This window comes from Sinisalibacter lacisalsi (genome assembly GCF_014640115.1).
Taxonomy (GTDB): domain Bacteria; phylum Pseudomonadota; class Alphaproteobacteria; order Rhodobacterales; family Rhodobacteraceae; genus Sinisalibacter; species Sinisalibacter lacisalsi.
Genome location: NZ_BMGI01000002.1, coordinates 319,787 through 336,248, shown reverse-complemented (window position 1 = coordinate 336,248; position 16,462 = coordinate 319,787). Strand labels below are relative to the sequence as shown.

General features: G+C 68.0%; 14 protein-coding genes. 10 read left to right on the top strand and 4 right to left on the bottom strand.

Features of this window, described 5'->3' with window-relative positions; all coding sequences use genetic code 11:
- Nucleotides 1-170: 170 nt before the first annotated feature.
- Nucleotides 171-887 carry a helix-turn-helix transcriptional regulator gene (locus IEW01_RS07445; RefSeq protein ID WP_229738141.1) on the top strand — a complete coding sequence of 239 codons (717 nt, stop codon included), beginning with the start codon at nucleotides 171-173 and terminating at the stop codon, nucleotides 885-887.
- A gap of 240 nt (nucleotides 888-1,127) precedes the next feature.
- Here IEW01_RS07445 and tsf read toward each other — a convergent pair whose 3' ends face one another.
- Both tsf and rpsB read right to left on the bottom strand, forming a co-directional pair.
- On the bottom strand, nucleotides 1,128-2,003 hold the full coding sequence (tsf, locus tag IEW01_RS07440; protein WP_188526984.1) for a translation elongation factor Ts: 876 nt from the start codon (nucleotides 2,001-2,003) through the stop codon (nucleotides 1,128-1,130).
- 72 nt (nucleotides 2,004-2,075) lie between these two features.
- Nucleotides 2,076-2,894 (bottom strand): 30S ribosomal protein S2, encoded by an 819-nt coding sequence (rpsB, locus tag IEW01_RS07435; protein WP_188527400.1) that lies wholly within the window; start codon nucleotides 2,892-2,894, stop codon nucleotides 2,076-2,078.
- A 172-nt stretch (nucleotides 2,895-3,066) separates the two neighbouring features.
- Here rpsB and IEW01_RS07430 point away from each other — a divergent pair, with 172 nt between their 5' ends.
- The 5 genes from IEW01_RS07430 (at nucleotide 3,067) to IEW01_RS07410 (ending at nucleotide 8,467) form a co-directional block, all read left to right on the top strand.
- Nucleotides 3,067-3,960: a PfkB family carbohydrate kinase gene (locus IEW01_RS07430; RefSeq protein ID WP_188526983.1), complete on the top strand. Its 894-nt coding sequence runs from the start codon at nucleotides 3,067-3,069 to the stop codon at nucleotides 3,958-3,960.
- A gap of 103 nt (nucleotides 3,961-4,063) precedes the next feature.
- Nucleotides 4,064-4,978, top strand: coding sequence for a pseudouridine-5'-phosphate glycosidase (locus IEW01_RS07425; RefSeq protein WP_188526982.1), 915 nt, complete (start codon nucleotides 4,064-4,066; stop codon nucleotides 4,976-4,978).
- Nucleotides 4,979-5,050: 72 nt separating this feature from the next.
- Nucleotides 5,051-5,827, top strand: coding sequence for a DUF502 domain-containing protein (locus tag IEW01_RS07420; RefSeq protein WP_188526981.1), 777 nt, complete (start codon nucleotides 5,051-5,053; stop codon nucleotides 5,825-5,827).
- Nucleotides 5,824-6,441 (top strand): LysE/ArgO family amino acid transporter, encoded by a 618-nt coding sequence (locus IEW01_RS07415; protein ID WP_188526980.1) that lies wholly within the window; start codon nucleotides 5,824-5,826, stop codon nucleotides 6,439-6,441. Before IEW01_RS07420 ends, IEW01_RS07415 begins: the two co-directional genes overlap by 4 nt.
- A 193-nt stretch (nucleotides 6,442-6,634) precedes the next feature.
- A complete protein-coding gene (locus tag IEW01_RS07410) occupies nucleotides 6,635-8,467 on the top strand; it encodes an extracellular solute-binding protein (protein ID WP_188526979.1) in 1,833 nt (610 codons plus the stop codon).
- 194 nt (nucleotides 8,468-8,661) lie between these two features.
- On the opposite strand, the gene queA is transcribed toward IEW01_RS07410, so the two are convergent.
- Nucleotides 8,662-9,735: a tRNA preQ1(34) S-adenosylmethionine ribosyltransferase-isomerase QueA gene (gene queA / locus IEW01_RS07405; protein WP_188526978.1), complete on the bottom strand. Its 1,074-nt coding sequence runs from the start codon at nucleotides 9,733-9,735 to the stop codon at nucleotides 8,662-8,664.
- 4 nt (nucleotides 9,736-9,739) lie between these two features.
- The gene (locus tag IEW01_RS07400) at nucleotides 9,740-13,063 is read right to left on the bottom strand and encodes a hypothetical protein (RefSeq protein ID WP_188526977.1); all 3,324 of its coding nucleotides are present in this window, start codon (nucleotides 13,061-13,063) and stop codon (nucleotides 9,740-9,742) included.
- Nucleotides 13,064-13,156: 93 nt separating this feature from the next.
- Between IEW01_RS07400 and bcp the strand changes: the two genes are divergently transcribed.
- The 4 genes from bcp to IEW01_RS07380 all read left to right on the top strand — a co-directional run bounded on the left by bcp (nucleotide 13,157) and on the right by IEW01_RS07380 (nucleotide 16,416).
- Nucleotides 13,157-13,630, top strand: a complete 474-nt coding sequence (gene bcp, locus IEW01_RS07395; protein WP_188526976.1) for a thioredoxin-dependent thiol peroxidase — start codon at nucleotides 13,157-13,159, stop codon at nucleotides 13,628-13,630.
- Between the two features lie 17 nt (nucleotides 13,631-13,647).
- Entirely contained in the window at nucleotides 13,648-14,445 is a 798-nt protein-coding gene (locus IEW01_RS07390) for a ferritin-like domain-containing protein (RefSeq protein WP_188527399.1), read from the top strand.
- Between the two features lie 149 nt (nucleotides 14,446-14,594).
- Complete coding sequence (locus IEW01_RS07385; protein WP_229738140.1) at nucleotides 14,595-15,911, top strand: M23 family metallopeptidase; 1,317 nt, start codon at nucleotides 14,595-14,597, stop codon at nucleotides 15,909-15,911.
- Nucleotides 15,901-16,416, top strand: a complete 516-nt coding sequence (locus tag IEW01_RS07380; RefSeq protein WP_188526974.1) for a bactofilin family protein — start codon at nucleotides 15,901-15,903, stop codon at nucleotides 16,414-16,416. Before IEW01_RS07385 ends, IEW01_RS07380 begins: the two co-directional genes overlap by 11 nt.
- The last annotated feature ends 46 nt before the right edge of the window (nucleotides 16,417-16,462 follow it).

The following is a 16,462-nucleotide window of genomic DNA, read 5'->3' as shown; positions in this document are numbered from 1 at the left end:
CGCTGTGTCGCATAGCTCCCGCCGCGTTGGGCTCGCCAAACACCTAGACACGGCATGGGGAATTCCGCATTAAGTGGCACACCTTTTTCAAAATAAGAATTGGATGCGGACGCTTGCGTCGAGATGCTCACCTTCTGGACTACCTTGACGGACTCGCACGCGCCTCGTCGGTGCGCCGAGTCTGGGAACTGCATTGCGCTGTCATGGCCGATTTCGGCTTCGATCGCCTGATCTACGGCTACACCCGCTTCGGCAAGCCCGGCGCGCTGGGCGACTTCGAAGACGCCGTGTTCCTCAACAACCACGATCCGGAATATTTCAATCGTTTCATCGGTGAACGGATGTTTCTTAAAGCGCCGATCCTGCGTTGGGCGCGTGATCACATCGGCGCTTGCAGTTGGGGCGAAATCTGGCGCGACGCGGAAAGCCTCAGCGAAGCCGAGCGGCGCGTGATCGCCTTCAACCGGGCCATGAACGTCTCCGCCGGCTATTCGATCAGCTTCCCTGCGCCCAGCCCACGGTCTTTCGCGCTGATCTCGCTGTCGGCCCGGCGCGGCCTCAGCCAGGACGACGTCGACGCGACATGGGCCAACCACGGGCGCGAGATCGAGGCGATGAACAACATGGCTCACCTCAAGATCCTCTCGCTGCCCAACACCACGCGGCGCGGTCGGTTGACGCGGCGGCAGCGGGAAGTTCTGGAATGGGTCGGTGACGGCAAATCGAACCAGGACATCGCGGTGATCCTCGGGGTCTCGGTCCCGACGGTGGAAAAGCACCTGCGGCTCGCGCGCGAAAAGCTGGGCGTCGACACCACCGCGCAGGCCATTCTCAAGGCCGCGTTTCTCAACCAGATCCACATCGGCGAATACGCCCTGGCGCGGTGACGTGCCCGGCTTTTTTCCAAACAGTAAGGTTTTCCTGACTTACACCGCGTGACGATTCGCGGTCTTGTCGGCCCGTTCCGTGAGTGGTGGTCGTGTGCCGATATTATCGGCCCCGGCCATGGTGTAACGAGCGCCTCGGGCCTGTTCCATCCCAACGTGCGGCCCGAAAAAAGCGGCGTCAGCTTTTGTGCTGGCGCCGCTTACATTTTCCGGGTTCGGCTGGCGTGGCCCGCCTGCCCCTCAGCTCTTGGCCATCGAGGCAACTTCGGCGGCGAAATCGTCTTCTTTCTTCTCGATCCCCTCGCCCACTTCCATGCGGACGAAAGCCACGATCTCCGCCCCGGCTTCCTCGGCGGCCTTGGCCACGGTCAGGTCGGGGTTGATCACGAAGTTCTGGCCCAGAAGCGTCACCTCGGAGAGGAACTTCTTCATCCGGCCCTCGATCATCTTCTCGATCACGGCCTCGGGCTTGCCCGATTCCCGCGCGATCTCGACCTGGATCTCGCGCTCGTGCTCGAGCACGGCCGGATCGAGGTCGGCGTCCGAAAGCGAGGCCGGGTTGGCCGCGGCGACGTGCATCGCCACCTGCTTGCCGAACGCTTCGTCACCGCCCTTGAGCGCGACGAGAACGCCGATCTTGCCCATGCCCTCGGCGGCGGCATTGTGCACGTAGGCGGCGACAACGTCGCCTTCCACGCGCGCCATGCGACGCAGGGTCATGTTCTCGCCGATCTTGGCGATCTTGTCGGTGATCGCGGCCTCGACGGTGGTGCCGCCCAGATCGGCGGCCTTCAGCGCCTCGACATCGCCCGCGCCAAGCGCGGCTTTCGCCACGCCCGCCACGAGCTCCTGGAACTCGGCGTTCTTGGCGACGAAGTCGGTCTCGGAGTTGATCTCCACGGCAACGCCCGTGCCCCCCTCGACGGCGACGCCGACGAGGCCCTCGGCGGCCACGCGGCCGGATTTCTTGGCGGCGGTGGCAAGGCCCTTGGTGCGCAGCCAGTCAACCGCGGCGTCCATGTCGCCGTCGGTCTCGGTCAGCGCGCGCTTGGCGTCCATCATGCCAGCGCCGGTCATCTCGCGCAGTTCTTTCACTTGTGCGGCGGTGATTGCCATCTCGGCTCTCCTTCCAATGGGAACTCCGGGAGCGGTCTGCCCGCCCCCGGTATCATCTGTATGACAAGAGGCTCAGGCCTCGGACTTGGGCTCTCCGGCGGCGGCGTCCTCGGCCTTGGGCGCCTCGGCGGGCGCCTCTTCGGCCACGGCCTCTTCGACGGGCAGCTCCTCGAGCGCACCCACGTCGATGCCGGCAGCTTCCATCTGGCCCGACATGCCGTCGAGCGCGGCGCGCGCGGCGAGATCGCAGTAGAGCGCGATGGCGCGCGCGGCGTCATCGTTGCCGGGGATGATGTAGTCCACACCGTCGGGCGAGCAGTTGGTATCGACCACGGCCACAACCGGGATGCCCAGCTTCTTGGCTTCCTTGATGGCGAGGTCTTCCTTGTTCACGTCGATCACGAACAACAGGTCCGGCACGCCGCCCATCTCGCGGATACCGCCGAGCGAGGCCTGCAGCTTGGCCTGCTCGCGCTCCATGCCGAGGCGCTCTTTCTTGGTCATGCCCTCGGCGCCCGAGGCAAGCCGCTCATCGAACTCGTTGAGACGCTTGATCGACTGCGACACGGTCTGCCAGTTGGTCAGCGTGCCACCGAGCCAGCGGTGGTTCATGTAATACTGCGCCGATTTCTCGGCGGCTTCGGCGATCGGCCGCTGCGCCTGGCGCTTGGTGCCGACGAAGAGCACCCGGCCGTTCTTGGCGACGGTCTCGCGGATCACGTTCAGCGCCGCGTCGAGCATCGGCACGGTCTGGGTGAGGTCGATGATGTGGATGCCGTTGCGATCGCCGTAGATGAACTCGCCCATGCGGGGGTTCCAGCGTTGCGTCTGGTGGCCGAAGTGAACGCCAGCTTCAAGCAGCTGACGCAGGGAAAACTCGGGGAGCGCCATGTCCATGTTCCTTTCCGGTTTGCGCCTCGGCGGGGCATCAGGGCATTCGCCCAACCGGCGGACCTTTGCGGGATGTCTCCCCGCAGGGCCCAACCCCGCCTGTGAAGTCCGCGCGTCCTACGCCCCTTTTCACCCTATTGCAAGCCCCGCGCGCGCCTGTATGAAGCGGCGCATGGCGCATGACCTCGACATCCTCTGCATCGGCTCCGTCCTGTGGGACGTGATCGGGCGCACGCAAGGCGCGATGCGGCTGGGCGCAGACATGCCCGGGCGGATCACCCGCCTGCCCGGCGGCGTGGCGATGAATATCGCCATGGGGCTCGCCCGCCGCCAGCTGCGCCCGGTTCTGCTCACCGCCATCGGCCTCGATGCCGAGGGCGAAGACCTGCTCGCCGCCTGCGCCGCCCTCGGGCTCGATACCCGCCACGTCCACCGCGCGCCGGACCTGCCCACCGACTGCTACATCGCGGTGGAGAGCCCCGAGGGGCTGGTCGCCGCCATCGCCGACGCGCATTCGCTCGAAGCCGCCGGCGCGGCGATCCTCGCACCGCTCGAAGACGGCACGCTGGGCAGCGCCGCCGCGCCCTGGCCCGGGCTGATCGCGCTCGACGGCAACCTGACCGGGACTCTCCTCGCCGAGATCGCCACCCGCCCGAGCTTCGCCGCCGCCGACCTGCGCATCGCCCCGGCCAGCCCCGGCAAGGCCGAGCGGCTGCGCCCGCTCATCGGCCATCCTGGCGCCACCTTCTACCTCAACCTCGAGGAAGCCGGCCTCGTCCTCGGCGCGTCCTTCAGCACCGCCCCAGAGGCCGCCGCCGCACTGGTGGCCGCCGGGGTCGCGCAGGCGCTCGTCACCGACGGCAACCGCGCCGCCGCCGAATGCACGCCCGAGCACATCGTCGTCGCCTGCCCGCCCAGCGTCGTCGCCACCCGCGTCACCGGCGCGGGCGATACCTTCATGGCCGCCCATATCGCCGCCGAGGCGCATGGGCACCGCGGGCAAGCGGCACTCGAAACCGCGCTCGCCGCGGCGGCGGCCTACGTCGCCGGACAAGACCCGACCTGAGCTTCTTGGGTCCACAAATACCTCGGGGGGGGTCACGCCAAAGGCGTGCCTTCGGCACGACGGCAGAGCCCCCGGCACCACCATCAGAATAAAGGCCGACAACATGATCCCGATCACCTACTCCCCCGAAGTCGCCGCCGCGCGCGATGCCCGCCAACCCCTCGTGGCGCTCGAAAGCACCATCATCACCCACGGCATGCCCTGGCCACAGAACGTCGAAACCGCCCGCAGCGTCGAGGCCGAGGTGCGCGCGGGCGGCGCGGTGCCCGCCACCATCGCGGTGCTCTCGGGCCGCCTGCACGTCGGCCTGACCGGGGCCGAGCTCGACGCGCTGGGGCAGGCAGAAGGTGTCGCCAAGCTCAGCCGCGCGGATTTCGCCGCCTGCCTCGCCACCGGCGGCACCGGCGCCACCACCGTCGCGGCGACGATGATCGCGGCCCGCCTTGCCGGGATCGAGGTCTTCGCCACCGGCGGCATCGGCGGCGTGCATCGCGGCGCCGAAACCTCCTTCGACATCTCCGCCGACCTCGCCGAACTGGCGCAGACCCCGGTGACCGTGGTCGCCGCCGGGGCCAAGGCAATCCTCGACCTGCCGAAAACCCTCGAAGTGCTCGAAACCTCCGGCGTGCCGGTGATCGCCTACGGGCAGGACGCCTTCCCCGCCTTCTGGTCGCGCTCCTCGGGCCTCCCCGCACCGCTCAGGATGGACAGCCCCGACGAAATCGCCCGCGCCGCCCGGCTCCGCGCCGCGATGGCGCTGCCCGGCGGCCAGCTCGTGGCCAACCCGATTCCCGAGGCCGACGAGATCCCGGCCGACACCCTCGCGCCGGTGATCGAGGCCGCGCTCGCCGAGGCCGAGGCGCGCGGGATCGCGGCGAAGGCGGTCACCCCCTTCCTGCTCGACCATATCTTCCACGCCACCGACGGTGCCTCGCTCGCCGCCAACATCGCGCTGGTGAAGAACAACGCCCGCCTCGCTGCGCGCATTTCCGCCGCCCTGCGCGCGCAGCCCGCCTGAACCGGGCCATTGCCGCGGTGCCGCAAAGGCCCTACATACGGCCCGTAGTTGGCTCCGGGATGCGCGACGGCGATGGATCTGAAAGACCTCAAAGACCTTGGCGAAGATATTGACGGTGCGCCGCGCCAGAAGCGGTTCCGCCCCTTCGCCGGTTTTCGCAACAACTTTCTCGCCGGGCTGGTCGTCGTCTTCCCGATCGCGATCACGATCTGGCTGATCTGGACCTTCGTCGGCTGGATCGACAGCTGGGTGATGCCGTTCATCCCGGGCTATTACCATCCCGACGTGGTCATCAATCGCTGGTTCGGCGAATCCGAATGGTTTCTCAGGCTGTTCGGCGAAAACTTCCAGGTCAACGTGCGCGGCCTCGGGGTGGTGTTCTTCCTGATCTTCACCTCCATCGTCGGTTTCGTCGCCAAGGGCGTGATCGGGCGCAGCCTGTTGCACTGGGGCGAGCGTGTCGTGAGCCGGATGCCGATCGTGCGCTCGCTCTACAGTGGCGTGAAGCAGATCGCCGAAACGATCTTCGCCCAGCAGGACTCGAAGTTCGACAAGGCCTGCCTGGTCGAATACCCCCGCCCCGGGATCTGGGCGATAGCCTTCATCTCGACCACCGCAAAGGGCGAGATCGACGCCAATATCGCCGTCGGCGAGCCGGTGGTCTCGGTGTTCCTGCCGACCACGCCCAACCCGACCTCGGGTTTCCTGCTGTTCCTGCCGCGCTCCTCGGTGATTGAGCTCGACATGTCGATCGAGGACGCCGCCAAGCTGGTGATCTCGGCGGGCCTGGTCTACCCGAGCGGTCAGGAACCAGTGCAACCGGGCACCGGTGATCCCGAACCGGCATGACGGCCGCCGCGCTGACCGGCTTCTTCACCGGCTTCTCCCTCATCCTCGCCATCGGCGCGCAGAATGCCTTTATCCTGCGACAGGGGTTGCTCAGGCTGCATGTGCTGCCGCTGGTGCTGTTCTGCGCCGTCTCCGACGCGGTTCTGATCGCCGCCGGCGTGGCCGGGTTCAGCGCGCTCACCACAGCAATGCCCGCGCTGCCGCTGGTGATGAGCCTCGGCGGCGCGGCCTTCCTCGTGGTCTACGGCGCGCTGCGGCTGCGGGCGGCCTGGGCCGGGGGACACGTGATGGGCCGTGGGGCCGAAGCCCAGAGCCTCGGCGCCGCCCTCGCCATGGCGGCGGCCTTCACCTGGCTCAACCCGCATGTCTACCTCGACACGCTGGGCCTGATCGGCGCGGTTTCGACCGGGTTCGCGCCGGGGTCCGAGCGCCTCGCCTTCGGCGGCGGCGCCGTTCTCGCCTCTTTCGTGTTCTTCTTCTCGCTCGGCTACGGCGCGCGGCTGCTCGCACCGCTGATGCGCTCGGCGCGGGCCTGGCGCATTCTCGATCTGATCATCGGCGTGGTGATGCTGGCGATCGCGGGAAAGCTGGTGGCGGGCGTCGCCCTCGGATGACCAAAAAAAAACGCCGGCACAAGGCCGGCGTTAAGTCATTGAGGCAGGTTTCATACAGGCAAGAAACCTATCGAGCAGTGCCCCTTTTATAGTCCTTCCACGCGAAGGTTCCAAGCTAAAAGTTTGAAAACCCAGCCGGCCCCCTCTAGCATCACCGGCAGCCAAACAAGGCCAGCGAAGGATTGTTGACCAGATGACACCAGAGTTTTTCAGCCGAATCTCCCGCCAAACAAGGGCAATCCTCGCCACCGGCGCCGTGATCGCGGCCACGGCCATCCCGGTGGGGGCCGAGCCGATGCACGGCATCGCGATGTATGGCGACCCGGCGCTTCCCGCCGATTTCACCCACCTGCCGCAGGTCAACCCCGATGCGCCCAAGGGCGGGCGAATCGTCTTCGCCGAATCGGGGAGCTACGATTCTCTCAACCCGGTGATCCGCAAGGGCCGCGCGCCCTGGCAACTGCCCTACATGATCTTCGAAACCCTGATGGGCCGTTCCTACGACGAACCCTTCACCCTCTACGGGCTTCTCGCCGAAAGCGTCGAGACCGCGCCCGACCGCTCCTGGGTCGAGTTCACCCTGCGCGAGGAGGCCCGCTTCTCCGACGGCAGCCCGGTGACGGTGGAGGACGTGATGTGGTCCTACGAGACGCTCGGCACCGAGGGCCACCCGCGCTACGCCGGCGCCTGGGCCAAGGTCGAGACGATGGAACAGACCGGGCCGCGCTCGGTGCGTTTCACCTTCAACGAGGCCGACCGCGAGCTTGCGCTGCTGATGGGGATGCGCCCGATCCTGCAAAAAGCGCAGTGGGACGGCGTGGACTTCGACGAATCCGGCGTCGATCTCATCCCGATCGGCTCGGCGCCCTACGTCATCGACCGGTTCGAAACCGGCCGTTACCTCATCCTGAAGCGCAATCCCGATTACTGGGGCCGGGATGTGCCCTACATGCGCGGCCAGGCCAATTTCGACGAGATCCGCTTCGATTACTACGGCGACGGCGACGTGGTGTTCGAGGCGTTCAAGGCGGGCGAAGCCTCGACCCATCGCGAAACCAACGAGGCCAAGTGGGACACCCAATACGATTTTCCCGCAGTGCAGTCGGGCGACGTGGTGCTTTCCGATATCCCCCACAAACGCCCCACCGGCATCAACGGCTTCGTGATGAACACACGGCGCGACCAGTTCGCCGACTGGCGGGTGCGCGAAGCGATGATCCATGCCTTCAACTTCGAGTTCATCAACCAGACGCTGAACGGCGGCACCCTGCCCCGCATCCGCAGCTATTTCGACAACTCGGTGCTGGGCGCCGATATCGAGAACCCCGCCGAGGGCCGCGTGGCCGAGCTGCTCGCGCCTCACGCCGGGGCTCTGCTGCCGGGGGCGATGGAGGGCTATGCCCTGCCCGCCTCGGACGGCACCGAGCGCAACCGCGCCGGCATCGCCGCGGCCCTTGACCTGATGGCGCAGGCCGGCTGGACGGTGCAGGACGGCGTGATGGCGAATGCCGCCGGCGAGCCCTTCACCTTCGAGATCCTGCTCAGCCAGAACGCCACCGAGAGCCGCCAGATCATCGACATCTACGCCTCCGCCCTCGGCCGCCTCGGGATCAGCCCGACGATCACCGCCGTCGACAGCGCGCAATACACCGAGCGCACCAAGGCCTTCGATTTCGACATGGCGCCCTATATCCGCGGGCTCTCGCTTTCGCCCGGCAACGAGCAGAAGCTCTACTGGGGGGCGGCGCTGGCCGACGAGCCGGGATCGCGCAACTGGATGGGGGTGAAAAGCCCGGCGATCGACGCGATGATCGACGCGATGCTGGAGGCGCCCGACCAGGAGGGGTTCCGCGCCGCCACCAAGGCGCTCGACCGGGTGCTGACCAGCGGCCGCTACGTGATCCCGATCTGGTACAACAACGTCAGCCACATCGCCCATGTGAAGGAGCTGCGCTTCCCCGACCACATCCCGATGTACGGCGACTGGCTCGGGTTCCAGCCCGAGGTCTGGTGGTGGGAGGAGTGATGTCGGATCGCGAGAGCGATCCGATCCGGGCGGGGGCTCCGCCCCCCGGACTCCTGGACGATCCGGCGTCAGCCGGATCGGTAACCCGGCAGGCGTTTCGGTGGCGAAACGCCGAGAGGGCCCGAGGTATTTCCGGACCCAAGAAGAACAGAGCGGGGCGCGTGGACTGTCCGTGAGCCGAGATCCGGGCGCGCTCAGTCCTCGTTCGGCAAGAGCAGGGAGGCGTCGCCGTAGCTGAAGAAGCGGTATTCGTTCGCGATGGCATGGGCATAGACCTCGCGCATCCGCCCGATCCCCATCAGCGCCGAGACCAGCATCATCAGCGTCGATTTCGGCAGGTGGAAATTGGTCATCAGCCCGTCGGTGACGCGGAAGGCGAAGCCGGGGCGGATGAAGATATCGGTCGGCCCGCGCCAGGGCGCGATCTGGCCCGGCACCTCGGCGGCACTTTCGATCAGTCTGAGCGCGGTGGTGCCCACCGGGATGATCCGCCCGCCCGCGGCCCTGGTGGCGTTGATCTCGCCCGCCGCCGCCGCGGTGACCTCGCCCCACTCGGCGTGCATCCGGTGATTGGTGAGATCGTCGGTCTTGACCGGCAGGAAGGTGCCCGCACCAACATGCAGCGTGACCCGCGTGGTCTCGACGCCACGGGCCGCGAGCGCGGCAAGCAGCGCGTCGTCGAAATGCAGCGAGGCGGTGGGCGCGGCGACCGCGCCGGGCTTCTCGGCCCAGACCGTCTGGTAATCTTCGCGGTCCTGCGCGTCGGCCTTGCGCTTGGCCTCGATATAGGGCGGCAGCGGCATCTGGCCGGCGGCATCGAGCGCGGCGTCGAAATCCGGGCCGGCGAGGTTGAAGGCGAGCCGGGCCTCGCCGTCGGCCTTCGCCACCAGCCTTGCCGAGAGTTGGTCGGAAAAGACGATCTCCTCGCCCTCGCGCAGCTTGCGCAGCGGCTTGAGCAGCGCCAACCAGGCGCCGTCGGGCATAGGTTCGAGCAGGGTCGCCTCGATCTGCGCCACCGCCTCGCCGCGCCGCCGGTGCCCGCGCAGCCGGGCGGGAATTACCCGAGTGTCGTTCAGCACCAGCCGGTCGCCGGGGCGCAGGAAACCGGGCAGGTCGATGGCGGTGGCATCGGTGAGCGTGGTCGGCGTGGCGACGAGCAGCCGCGCCGAGGAGCGCGGGCGCGCGGGCCGCGTGGCGATCAGGCGTTCGGGCAGATCGAAATCGTAGTCCGACAGGCGGCGGCCCTCGGGCTGGTCCTGGTCATTCATGCGGTCAGTCCTTCGGGGCCTCGGGCGGCGGGCGGCGGAAGATCTCGCGAAACACGCCGGGGGTGAGAATCGAGAGCGGGTTGATGCCGACCTCGGGATCGGAAACGTCCCCCTTGAGGGTGAAATTGAAGCCCACCAACCCCTCGCCGTCGCGGGCGCTGAAGATGCGCCCGAGCGAGTTGAGCAGGTAGAACGGCGAAAGCACGCCCTGCATGTCGATCTGGTCGTTCAGCAGGTCGTAATAGCCATCCAGCGAGACCCCGAGCGAGGCGCCGATGCCGGAGGACTGGTAGAGCGTCATCGCCTTCGGATCGAGCCGGAACCGGCCGCGCACTTCGGAGAAGCGGATCCCCTCGCCCTCGAGCTGTTCCAGCAGCCCGATGACCGAGACGGCCGAGAGCAGCTCGGCCATCGCCGGGGCATTGACCACCCGGGTGTCGGTGATGGTGAAGTCGCCCTCGTAGGTGCCCTCTTCCTTCACCGGCGCGAGGATCAGCTCGAGGTTGCCGCCGCGCGCCGTCTGGAACACGCCCGCGCCGCGCAGCACGGCGCCGGCCCGGGCGCTGGTGATGCGGAAGGCCGCCCCCTCCTGGCTCTGGGCGATGGTGCCGCGGATCGGCGCGTTGGCGGCGACGCGCCCGGTGAAGGTGCCGCTCAGGCCCCCCGACAGGTCGAGATCGGCGCGCAGATTGCTGATCGTGATCCCCTCGGAGACGATCAGCCGGTCGAGCGCGAGGGTGAGCGGCTGGCGCGGGCCGGCGGCGGCGGTGGAGCCACCGCTGTCGAGTTGGGCGCGGCGCATGTCTATGGTGCCGCCGGGGATCGAAATGCCGATCGGCTGGTTCAGCCCCCGGCCGGTCAACACCACCGGCGCGTCGAGCCAGCCGCCGATGGTGACGCGGTCGAAGCGCGCCTCACCCAGTCCACCGCCTTCGACGGTGGTGACCCGCCCGCGCGCGGTGAGGCCCGAGGCTTCAAGCGACAGCTCGGTAATCTCGGCGCGGTCGCCGAGGCGGGCGGTGAGCGCGAGGGCGCCGGTGGCGCGCGCGGGCTTGGTCCAGCCGGTGCCCGGGATCGACATCGTCAGCCCGCCGAGATCGGAGGTCAGCTCGAGCACCGGCGGCCCGGCGCCGGCGAGGTCGAGCGTGAACCGCCCGCGCGCGGCCCCGGTCACCATGCCCTCGAGCGCGTCGAGGCCGAACTCCGCGAGCGCGCGCTGGTTGATCTCGACGGTGCCCTCGGCGCTGGACCCGCCGCCCTTGCCCTTGTCGAGCGGCAGCCGCCAGACCCCGGCCGCCTCGGCCTGCCCGAGTCGGACCGGGCCGGAAATCTCGACCCCGGTGTCGCGCGCCTCGAGGCTCAGCGCGTCGGCGGTGAGCAGCGTGCCCGGCACGATCACGTCGGACGAGATGTCGGTCAGATCGCCGCGGACCGCGAAGCGCACCGCTTCGATCGGAATCTCGCCCTTCATCAGCGGGAAGCTGACCTGCCCGCGCGCCGTCACCCGTCCGCGCGCCATGTCGGGGCCGAATGCGCTGCCGTCCAGAACATTGAACGGCGGCCGGTCGAGCAACGACAGCGCCCCGCGCACCGGGCCCTCCATGACCAGATCGACGATCCCCCTGCCCTTGGCGCTGCCCCTGTGCGGGACCTGGTAGCTGACCCCGTCGAGCACCATCCGGCTGCCATCGGGCGCGGTGATCCCGGCGGTCTCGGCGGTTACGGTGAAGGCCGCGGGCATGATCGAAAGATAGCCGACCCCGAGTTCGACGGCCGGCCATTCGGGCAGCAGGTCGACCCGTGCGTCGCGCAGGCCGATCGTGCCGGTCATCTGCAGCCGCTCCCCCGGCGCCTTGCGAAACGAGAGCATGGCGTCGAACACCTCGCCGCCCGAGACGTTCTGCGCGACCCAGGCGCGCGAGGTCGGCTCTACGACCTGCGGCCAGAGCGCCAGCGCCTCGTCGCGCCCGGCCCCTGCCGACGCGCCGTCGAGGGCGATGCGCCAGCCTTCCGCCTCGGCCCCCAGCCGCCCGCTCACCTCGTAGCGATGGTCGCCGCGAAACATCACCGCCTGGCCGATATCAATGCTGAACGGGCTGAGGCGCACCCGAATATCGGCGACGCCGTGGTCAATGGTGAGCGGGGCGGCCAGGAGTTCGCCGGGGTCGAGCTGCGCGCCGGTCAGTTCCACCTGCCCGATCAGGCTGTTGGGCCAGCCGCCGCGCACTTCGTCGAGGTAGACGTGGCCCTCGGCCTGCGCCATGCCCAATTCGCTCTCCACCTTCGCGCCCTGGAAGTCGATGCGCTGGCGCACCGGGTCGAAGTCGATGTAGATCTTGCCGCCGTCGAACTTGGCCGGCTGAGCCCCGGGTTCCGGCGAGAGCGCGCCTTCGCCAACCTCCATCACCCCGACAAGCTCGGAGATCGCCCCGTCGACGTCGATCGACGAGCGCAGCGCACCGGAGATCGGCGCATCGATCACCGAAAGGAAGGCCAGCGCCGGCGATTGCGCCGCGATGTCGCGCGCGGCGGCGTTCTCGAACCGTGCCGCGATGCTGGCCTCGGAGGAGTCGCGCGCCGAGCGGAAACTGAACTCGGTGCTGGCCAGTTCCTCGGTCTGGTTGAAGACGTCGAAGCGCACGATGGTGTCGATCACCTTCTCGCCGGGCAGGATCTCCATGCGTCCGTCGGTCACCTGCCAGATCCGGCCCGAGCGGGCGTCTTCGAGGGTGATCGTCAGATCGCTGGCCTCGACAAGCCCGGCCGCGGCCAGCGGCCCGGTGGTGAACAGCGCGTCGATGCTGTCGAGCACCGAGGCGAGATTGCCCGCCGCGCCCAGGTCCTGCCCGAGGGTGATCGCGAACGACCCGTCGGTCAGTCGCCGCAGGGTGACCTGCGCGCCCTGCAGGCGCAGCGTCGACGGTTCGAGCCGGCCGGTCAGCGCCGCGCCGAGCCGGATGCCGCCCTCCACCCCGTTGAGCTGGCCCAGTTGCAGCCCCGAGGCGTCGCGAATCCCCAGATCGACCAGCCGGATCTTCGGCCGGCCGCGCGGGGTGACGCCGAACTCCATCTGCCGCAGGGTGAAATCGACCGCCGGAGACACCTCGTTGAGCCGGACAAGCGCCTGTTCTGTGGCCCACTTGGGCAGCACCACGACCCGGCCGGTGAGCGACATCGAGGCCAGCACCACGAACAGCGCGAGCAGGCCGCCCGAAACCAGCGTCCAGAAGCCCAGGTGCCAATGCAGACGCCGCGGCCGCCAACGTTGCCGTTGCGGGGCCGTGGACGCGTCGCGCTGATCGGTCTGGGGGCTCGTGGTTTCGCTCATCAAGGGTCTTGCCGGCACTGTGGTCCGGGTTCCATTTCCAACCGTATCCACTTAGACCAATGCCCTAAGGGATCAAGCAAGGGAATAACAGACATGACACAAAGCCCCATCGAGGTCGGCGCGAAAGCGCCTGAATTCACCCTGCCCCGCGACGGCGGCGGTGAGGTCTCGCTCGCGGACTACGCCGGCAAGCCGGTTGTGATCTTCTTCTATCCCAAGGCCAACACGCCGGGCTGCACCACCGAGGCGCGCGATTTCACCTCGCTTCTCGGCGCGTTCGAGGCGGCCGGCGCCGTGGTGCTCGGAATTTCCAAGGACAGCGTGAAGAAGCAGGAAAATTTCGCCGCCAAGCAGGAACTCGGCATGGCGCTGCTCTCCGACGCCGATGGCGATGTCTGCGAGCGTTACGGCGTCTGGGGCGAAAAGCAGATGTATGGCAAGACCTTCATGGGCATCACCCGCGCCACTTTCCTCGTCGGTCCCGACGGCACGGTGGCGCAGGCCTGGCCCAAGGTGAAGGTTTCCGGCCACGCCGAGGAGGTGCTCGACGCGGTGCGCGCGCTGTGAGCCTGCGCCTCGCGGCGATGGCCGAGGCGGTCCTGCGCACCGGCGACGGGCGGGCGAAGGCGGCGCTTTCGCTCGACTACGCGGCGCAATGGGCCGCCGCCCGCGCCGCCGGGGCACCCCTGGAAATCGGCACGGCCAGTCCGCCCGATCGCCCGGCCCGCCCCGCGCGGCCAGACCTGCTCGACCCGCGCGACGTGCCGCGCCGCCGCCCCGGCTCGCCGCAGGGGCGGATCGCCATGCTGCACGCCGTGGCCCATATCGAGCTGAACGCCGTCGATCTGCACTGGGATATCATCGCGCGCTTCACCGACACCCCGATGCCGCTGGGGTTCTATGACGACTGGGTGAAATCGGCAGGCGAAGAATCGAAGCATTTCAACCTTGTCTGCGACGTTCTTGAAGCCCATGGCAGCCATTACGGCGCCCTGCCTGCCCATGCCGGCATGTGGCGCGCCGCCGAGGACACCGCGACCGACCTGATGGGACGACTCGCGGTGGTGCCGATGGTGCTGGAGGCGCGCGGCCTCGACGTGACGCCCGACATGATCGCGCTGTTCGAGAAGGCGGGCGACGCGGGCGCGGTCGCGGCGCTGCGGACGATCTATGCCGAGGAGGTTGCCCACGTCGCCTATGGCTCGAAGTGGTTCCACTTCCTGTGCGGTCGCCACGAGCTTGATCCGAAGGACAATTTCCACGACCTCGTGCGGCGCTACTTCCGCGGCCCGCTGAAACCGCCGTTCAACGAGGCCAAGCGCGCCGAGGCCGGTTTGCCGCCCGATTTCTACTGGCCGTTGACGGAAACACAGGGGAAATAAGCGGTATCTCGCCACCTGCGGCAAAGCAACTCGATGAAAATTCGCGAAGATTCTTGCCTTCCCCTGTCCGCGCGGGCTATCCACTGTGCACGATGCGCGGGGTCGGAAGGGCCTGCGCGTTTTGGGATGGGGCAACCGGAACAGGGCCATTGCTTAAACAACTGGCACACAGACTCGACCACAAGCTTGAACGCAGCTTTCCCGAACAGCGGGTCTTCCTTCGATCGGAAGACGGCACGCGGTTCATCATTCTTTCTCCGCTGACACAGCTCATTGCCTGGACCGGCAGCGCCGCCTTCGTGGCCTGGGCGATCATCGCAACCGCGGTGCTGCTGATGGATTCGATCGGCGCCGGCAACGTCCGCGAACAGGCGATGCGCGAACAGCGGCTCTACGAAGAGCGGCTTCAGATCCTCGCCTCCGAGCGCGATGCGCGCGCGATGGAAGCGGTGGCGGCGCAGGAGCGATTCACCCTCGCGATGGACCAGATCTCGCGGATGCAGTCGGATCTGCTCGCCTCGGAAGACCGCCGCAAGGAGCTTGAAACCGGGATCAACGTGATCCAGGCGACGCTGCGGCGCACGATCAACCAGCGCGACGAGGCGCGCGAAACGGTCGAGACGATGCTGGCCGAAGCCACCGGCGAGAACGGGGCACCCCGGCCCGGCCTGCCCGCGGAGGCGAACGCAACCGTCAGCTTCCTCACCGCCGCGCTCGACCTCACCGCCGCCGAGCGCGACGCGGCGCTGGGCAAGGCGCGCGAGGCCGAGGACTTCGCCGAAAACCTCGTCTTCGAGCAACGGTTGCGCCAGGAGCGCAACGACCAGATCTTCCGCCAGCTCGAGGAGGCCGTGACCGTCTCGCTGGAGCCGCTCGACAAGATGTTCAGCGCCGCCGGGATGTCGACCGACAACATCCTCGAAACGGTGCGCCGGGGCTATTCCGGGCAAGGCGGCCCGTTGATGCCGCTGATCCTGTCGACCAAGGGCGAAGACCCCGACATCGACACGCTGCGGGCCAACCAGATCCTCGGCGAGCTCGACCGGATGAACCTCTACCGTATCGCCGCCGAGAAGCTGCCGTTCGGCATGCCGGTGAAAAGCTCGTTCCGCTACACCTCGTCCTTCGGCACCCGCTGGGGCCGCCTGCACGCGGGCGTCGACATGGCCGGGCCGGTGGGCACGCCGATCTACGCCCCCGCCGATGGCGTGATCACCCATGCCGGCTGGCAATCGGGCTATGGCCGGCTGATTACGATCAAGCACGACTTCGGAATCGAGACCCGCTATGGGCACCTTTCGGCCGTCAAAGTCAAAGTTGGACAAAGGGTCTCGCGCGGCGAGAGGATCGGTGATATGGGAAACACCGGCCGGTCGACCGGGCCCCATCTCCACTACGAGATCCGCGTCAGCGGCAAACCCATCGACCCAATGATCTATATCAAGGCAGCGAGACATGTTTTCTAAAAGCAGGATCAATGAACCGGGGCCCAAGCAGGCCTCTGCGAGCGACACCACGCCCACCGCCCCCGAGGCGCAGAAACCCGCGTCCGGCATGGCGGCTCCCGCCACCGCGCCCAAGGCCAAGCCGCCGGCATCCATGCTGTCGGCCGACCTCGTGGTGAAGGGCAACATGAAGTCCACCGGCGATATCGTCGTCGAGGGCACCATCGAAGGCGACATCCGCGCCCACATGCTCACCGTGGGCGAAAGCGCCACCGTGAAGGGCGAGGTGGTTGCCGATGACGTGGTGGTCAACGGGCGGATCATCGGCCGCCTGCGCGGCCTCAAGGTGCGCCTCACCGCCACCGCCCGCGTCGAGGGCGACATTGTCCACAAGACGATCGCGATCGAATCCGGCGCCCATTTCGAAGGTTCGGTTCAGCGCCAGGAAGACCCGCTGAGCAACTCGGGCGGCAAGAAGCCGATGCAGCTTCCGGGCGGCAACAGCGCGCCCACCGAGAAGAACTGATCCTCACAGCCACGCGCTGAAAAGGCCGCCTTGCCGGGCGGCCTTT

Bases quoted from the DNA above. Each gene is read 5' to 3' on its own strand.
- tsf (WP_188526984.1), bottom strand. From the start codon at position 2,003: ATGGCAATCACCGCCGCACAAGTGAAAGAACTGCGCGAGATGACCGGC.
- rpsB (WP_188527400.1), bottom strand. From the start codon at position 2,894: ATGGCGCTCCCCGAGTTTTCCCTGCGTCAGCTGCTTGAAGCTGGCGTT.
- IEW01_RS07430 (WP_188526983.1), top strand. From the start codon at position 3,067: ATGGCGCATGACCTCGACATCCTCTGCATCGGCTCCGTCCTGTGGGAC.
- IEW01_RS07425 (WP_188526982.1), top strand. From the start codon at position 4,064: ATGATCCCGATCACCTACTCCCCCGAAGTCGCCGCCGCGCGCGATGCC.
- IEW01_RS07420 (WP_188526981.1), top strand. From the start codon at position 5,051: ATGGATCTGAAAGACCTCAAAGACCTTGGCGAAGATATTGACGGTGCG.
- IEW01_RS07415 (WP_188526980.1), top strand. From the start codon at position 5,824: ATGACGGCCGCCGCGCTGACCGGCTTCTTCACCGGCTTCTCCCTCATC.
- IEW01_RS07410 (WP_188526979.1), top strand. From the start codon at position 6,635: ATGACACCAGAGTTTTTCAGCCGAATCTCCCGCCAAACAAGGGCAATC.
- queA (WP_188526978.1), bottom strand. From the start codon at position 9,735: ATGAATGACCAGGACCAGCCCGAGGGCCGCCGCCTGTCGGACTACGAT.
- IEW01_RS07400 (WP_188526977.1), bottom strand. From the start codon at position 13,063: ATGAGCGAAACCACGAGCCCCCAGACCGATCAGCGCGACGCGTCCACG.
- bcp (WP_188526976.1), top strand. From the start codon at position 13,157: ATGACACAAAGCCCCATCGAGGTCGGCGCGAAAGCGCCTGAATTCACC.
- IEW01_RS07390 (WP_188527399.1), top strand. From the start codon at position 13,648: ATGGCCGAGGCGGTCCTGCGCACCGGCGACGGGCGGGCGAAGGCGGCG.
- IEW01_RS07380 (WP_188526974.1), top strand. From the start codon at position 15,901: ATGTTTTCTAAAAGCAGGATCAATGAACCGGGGCCCAAGCAGGCCTCT.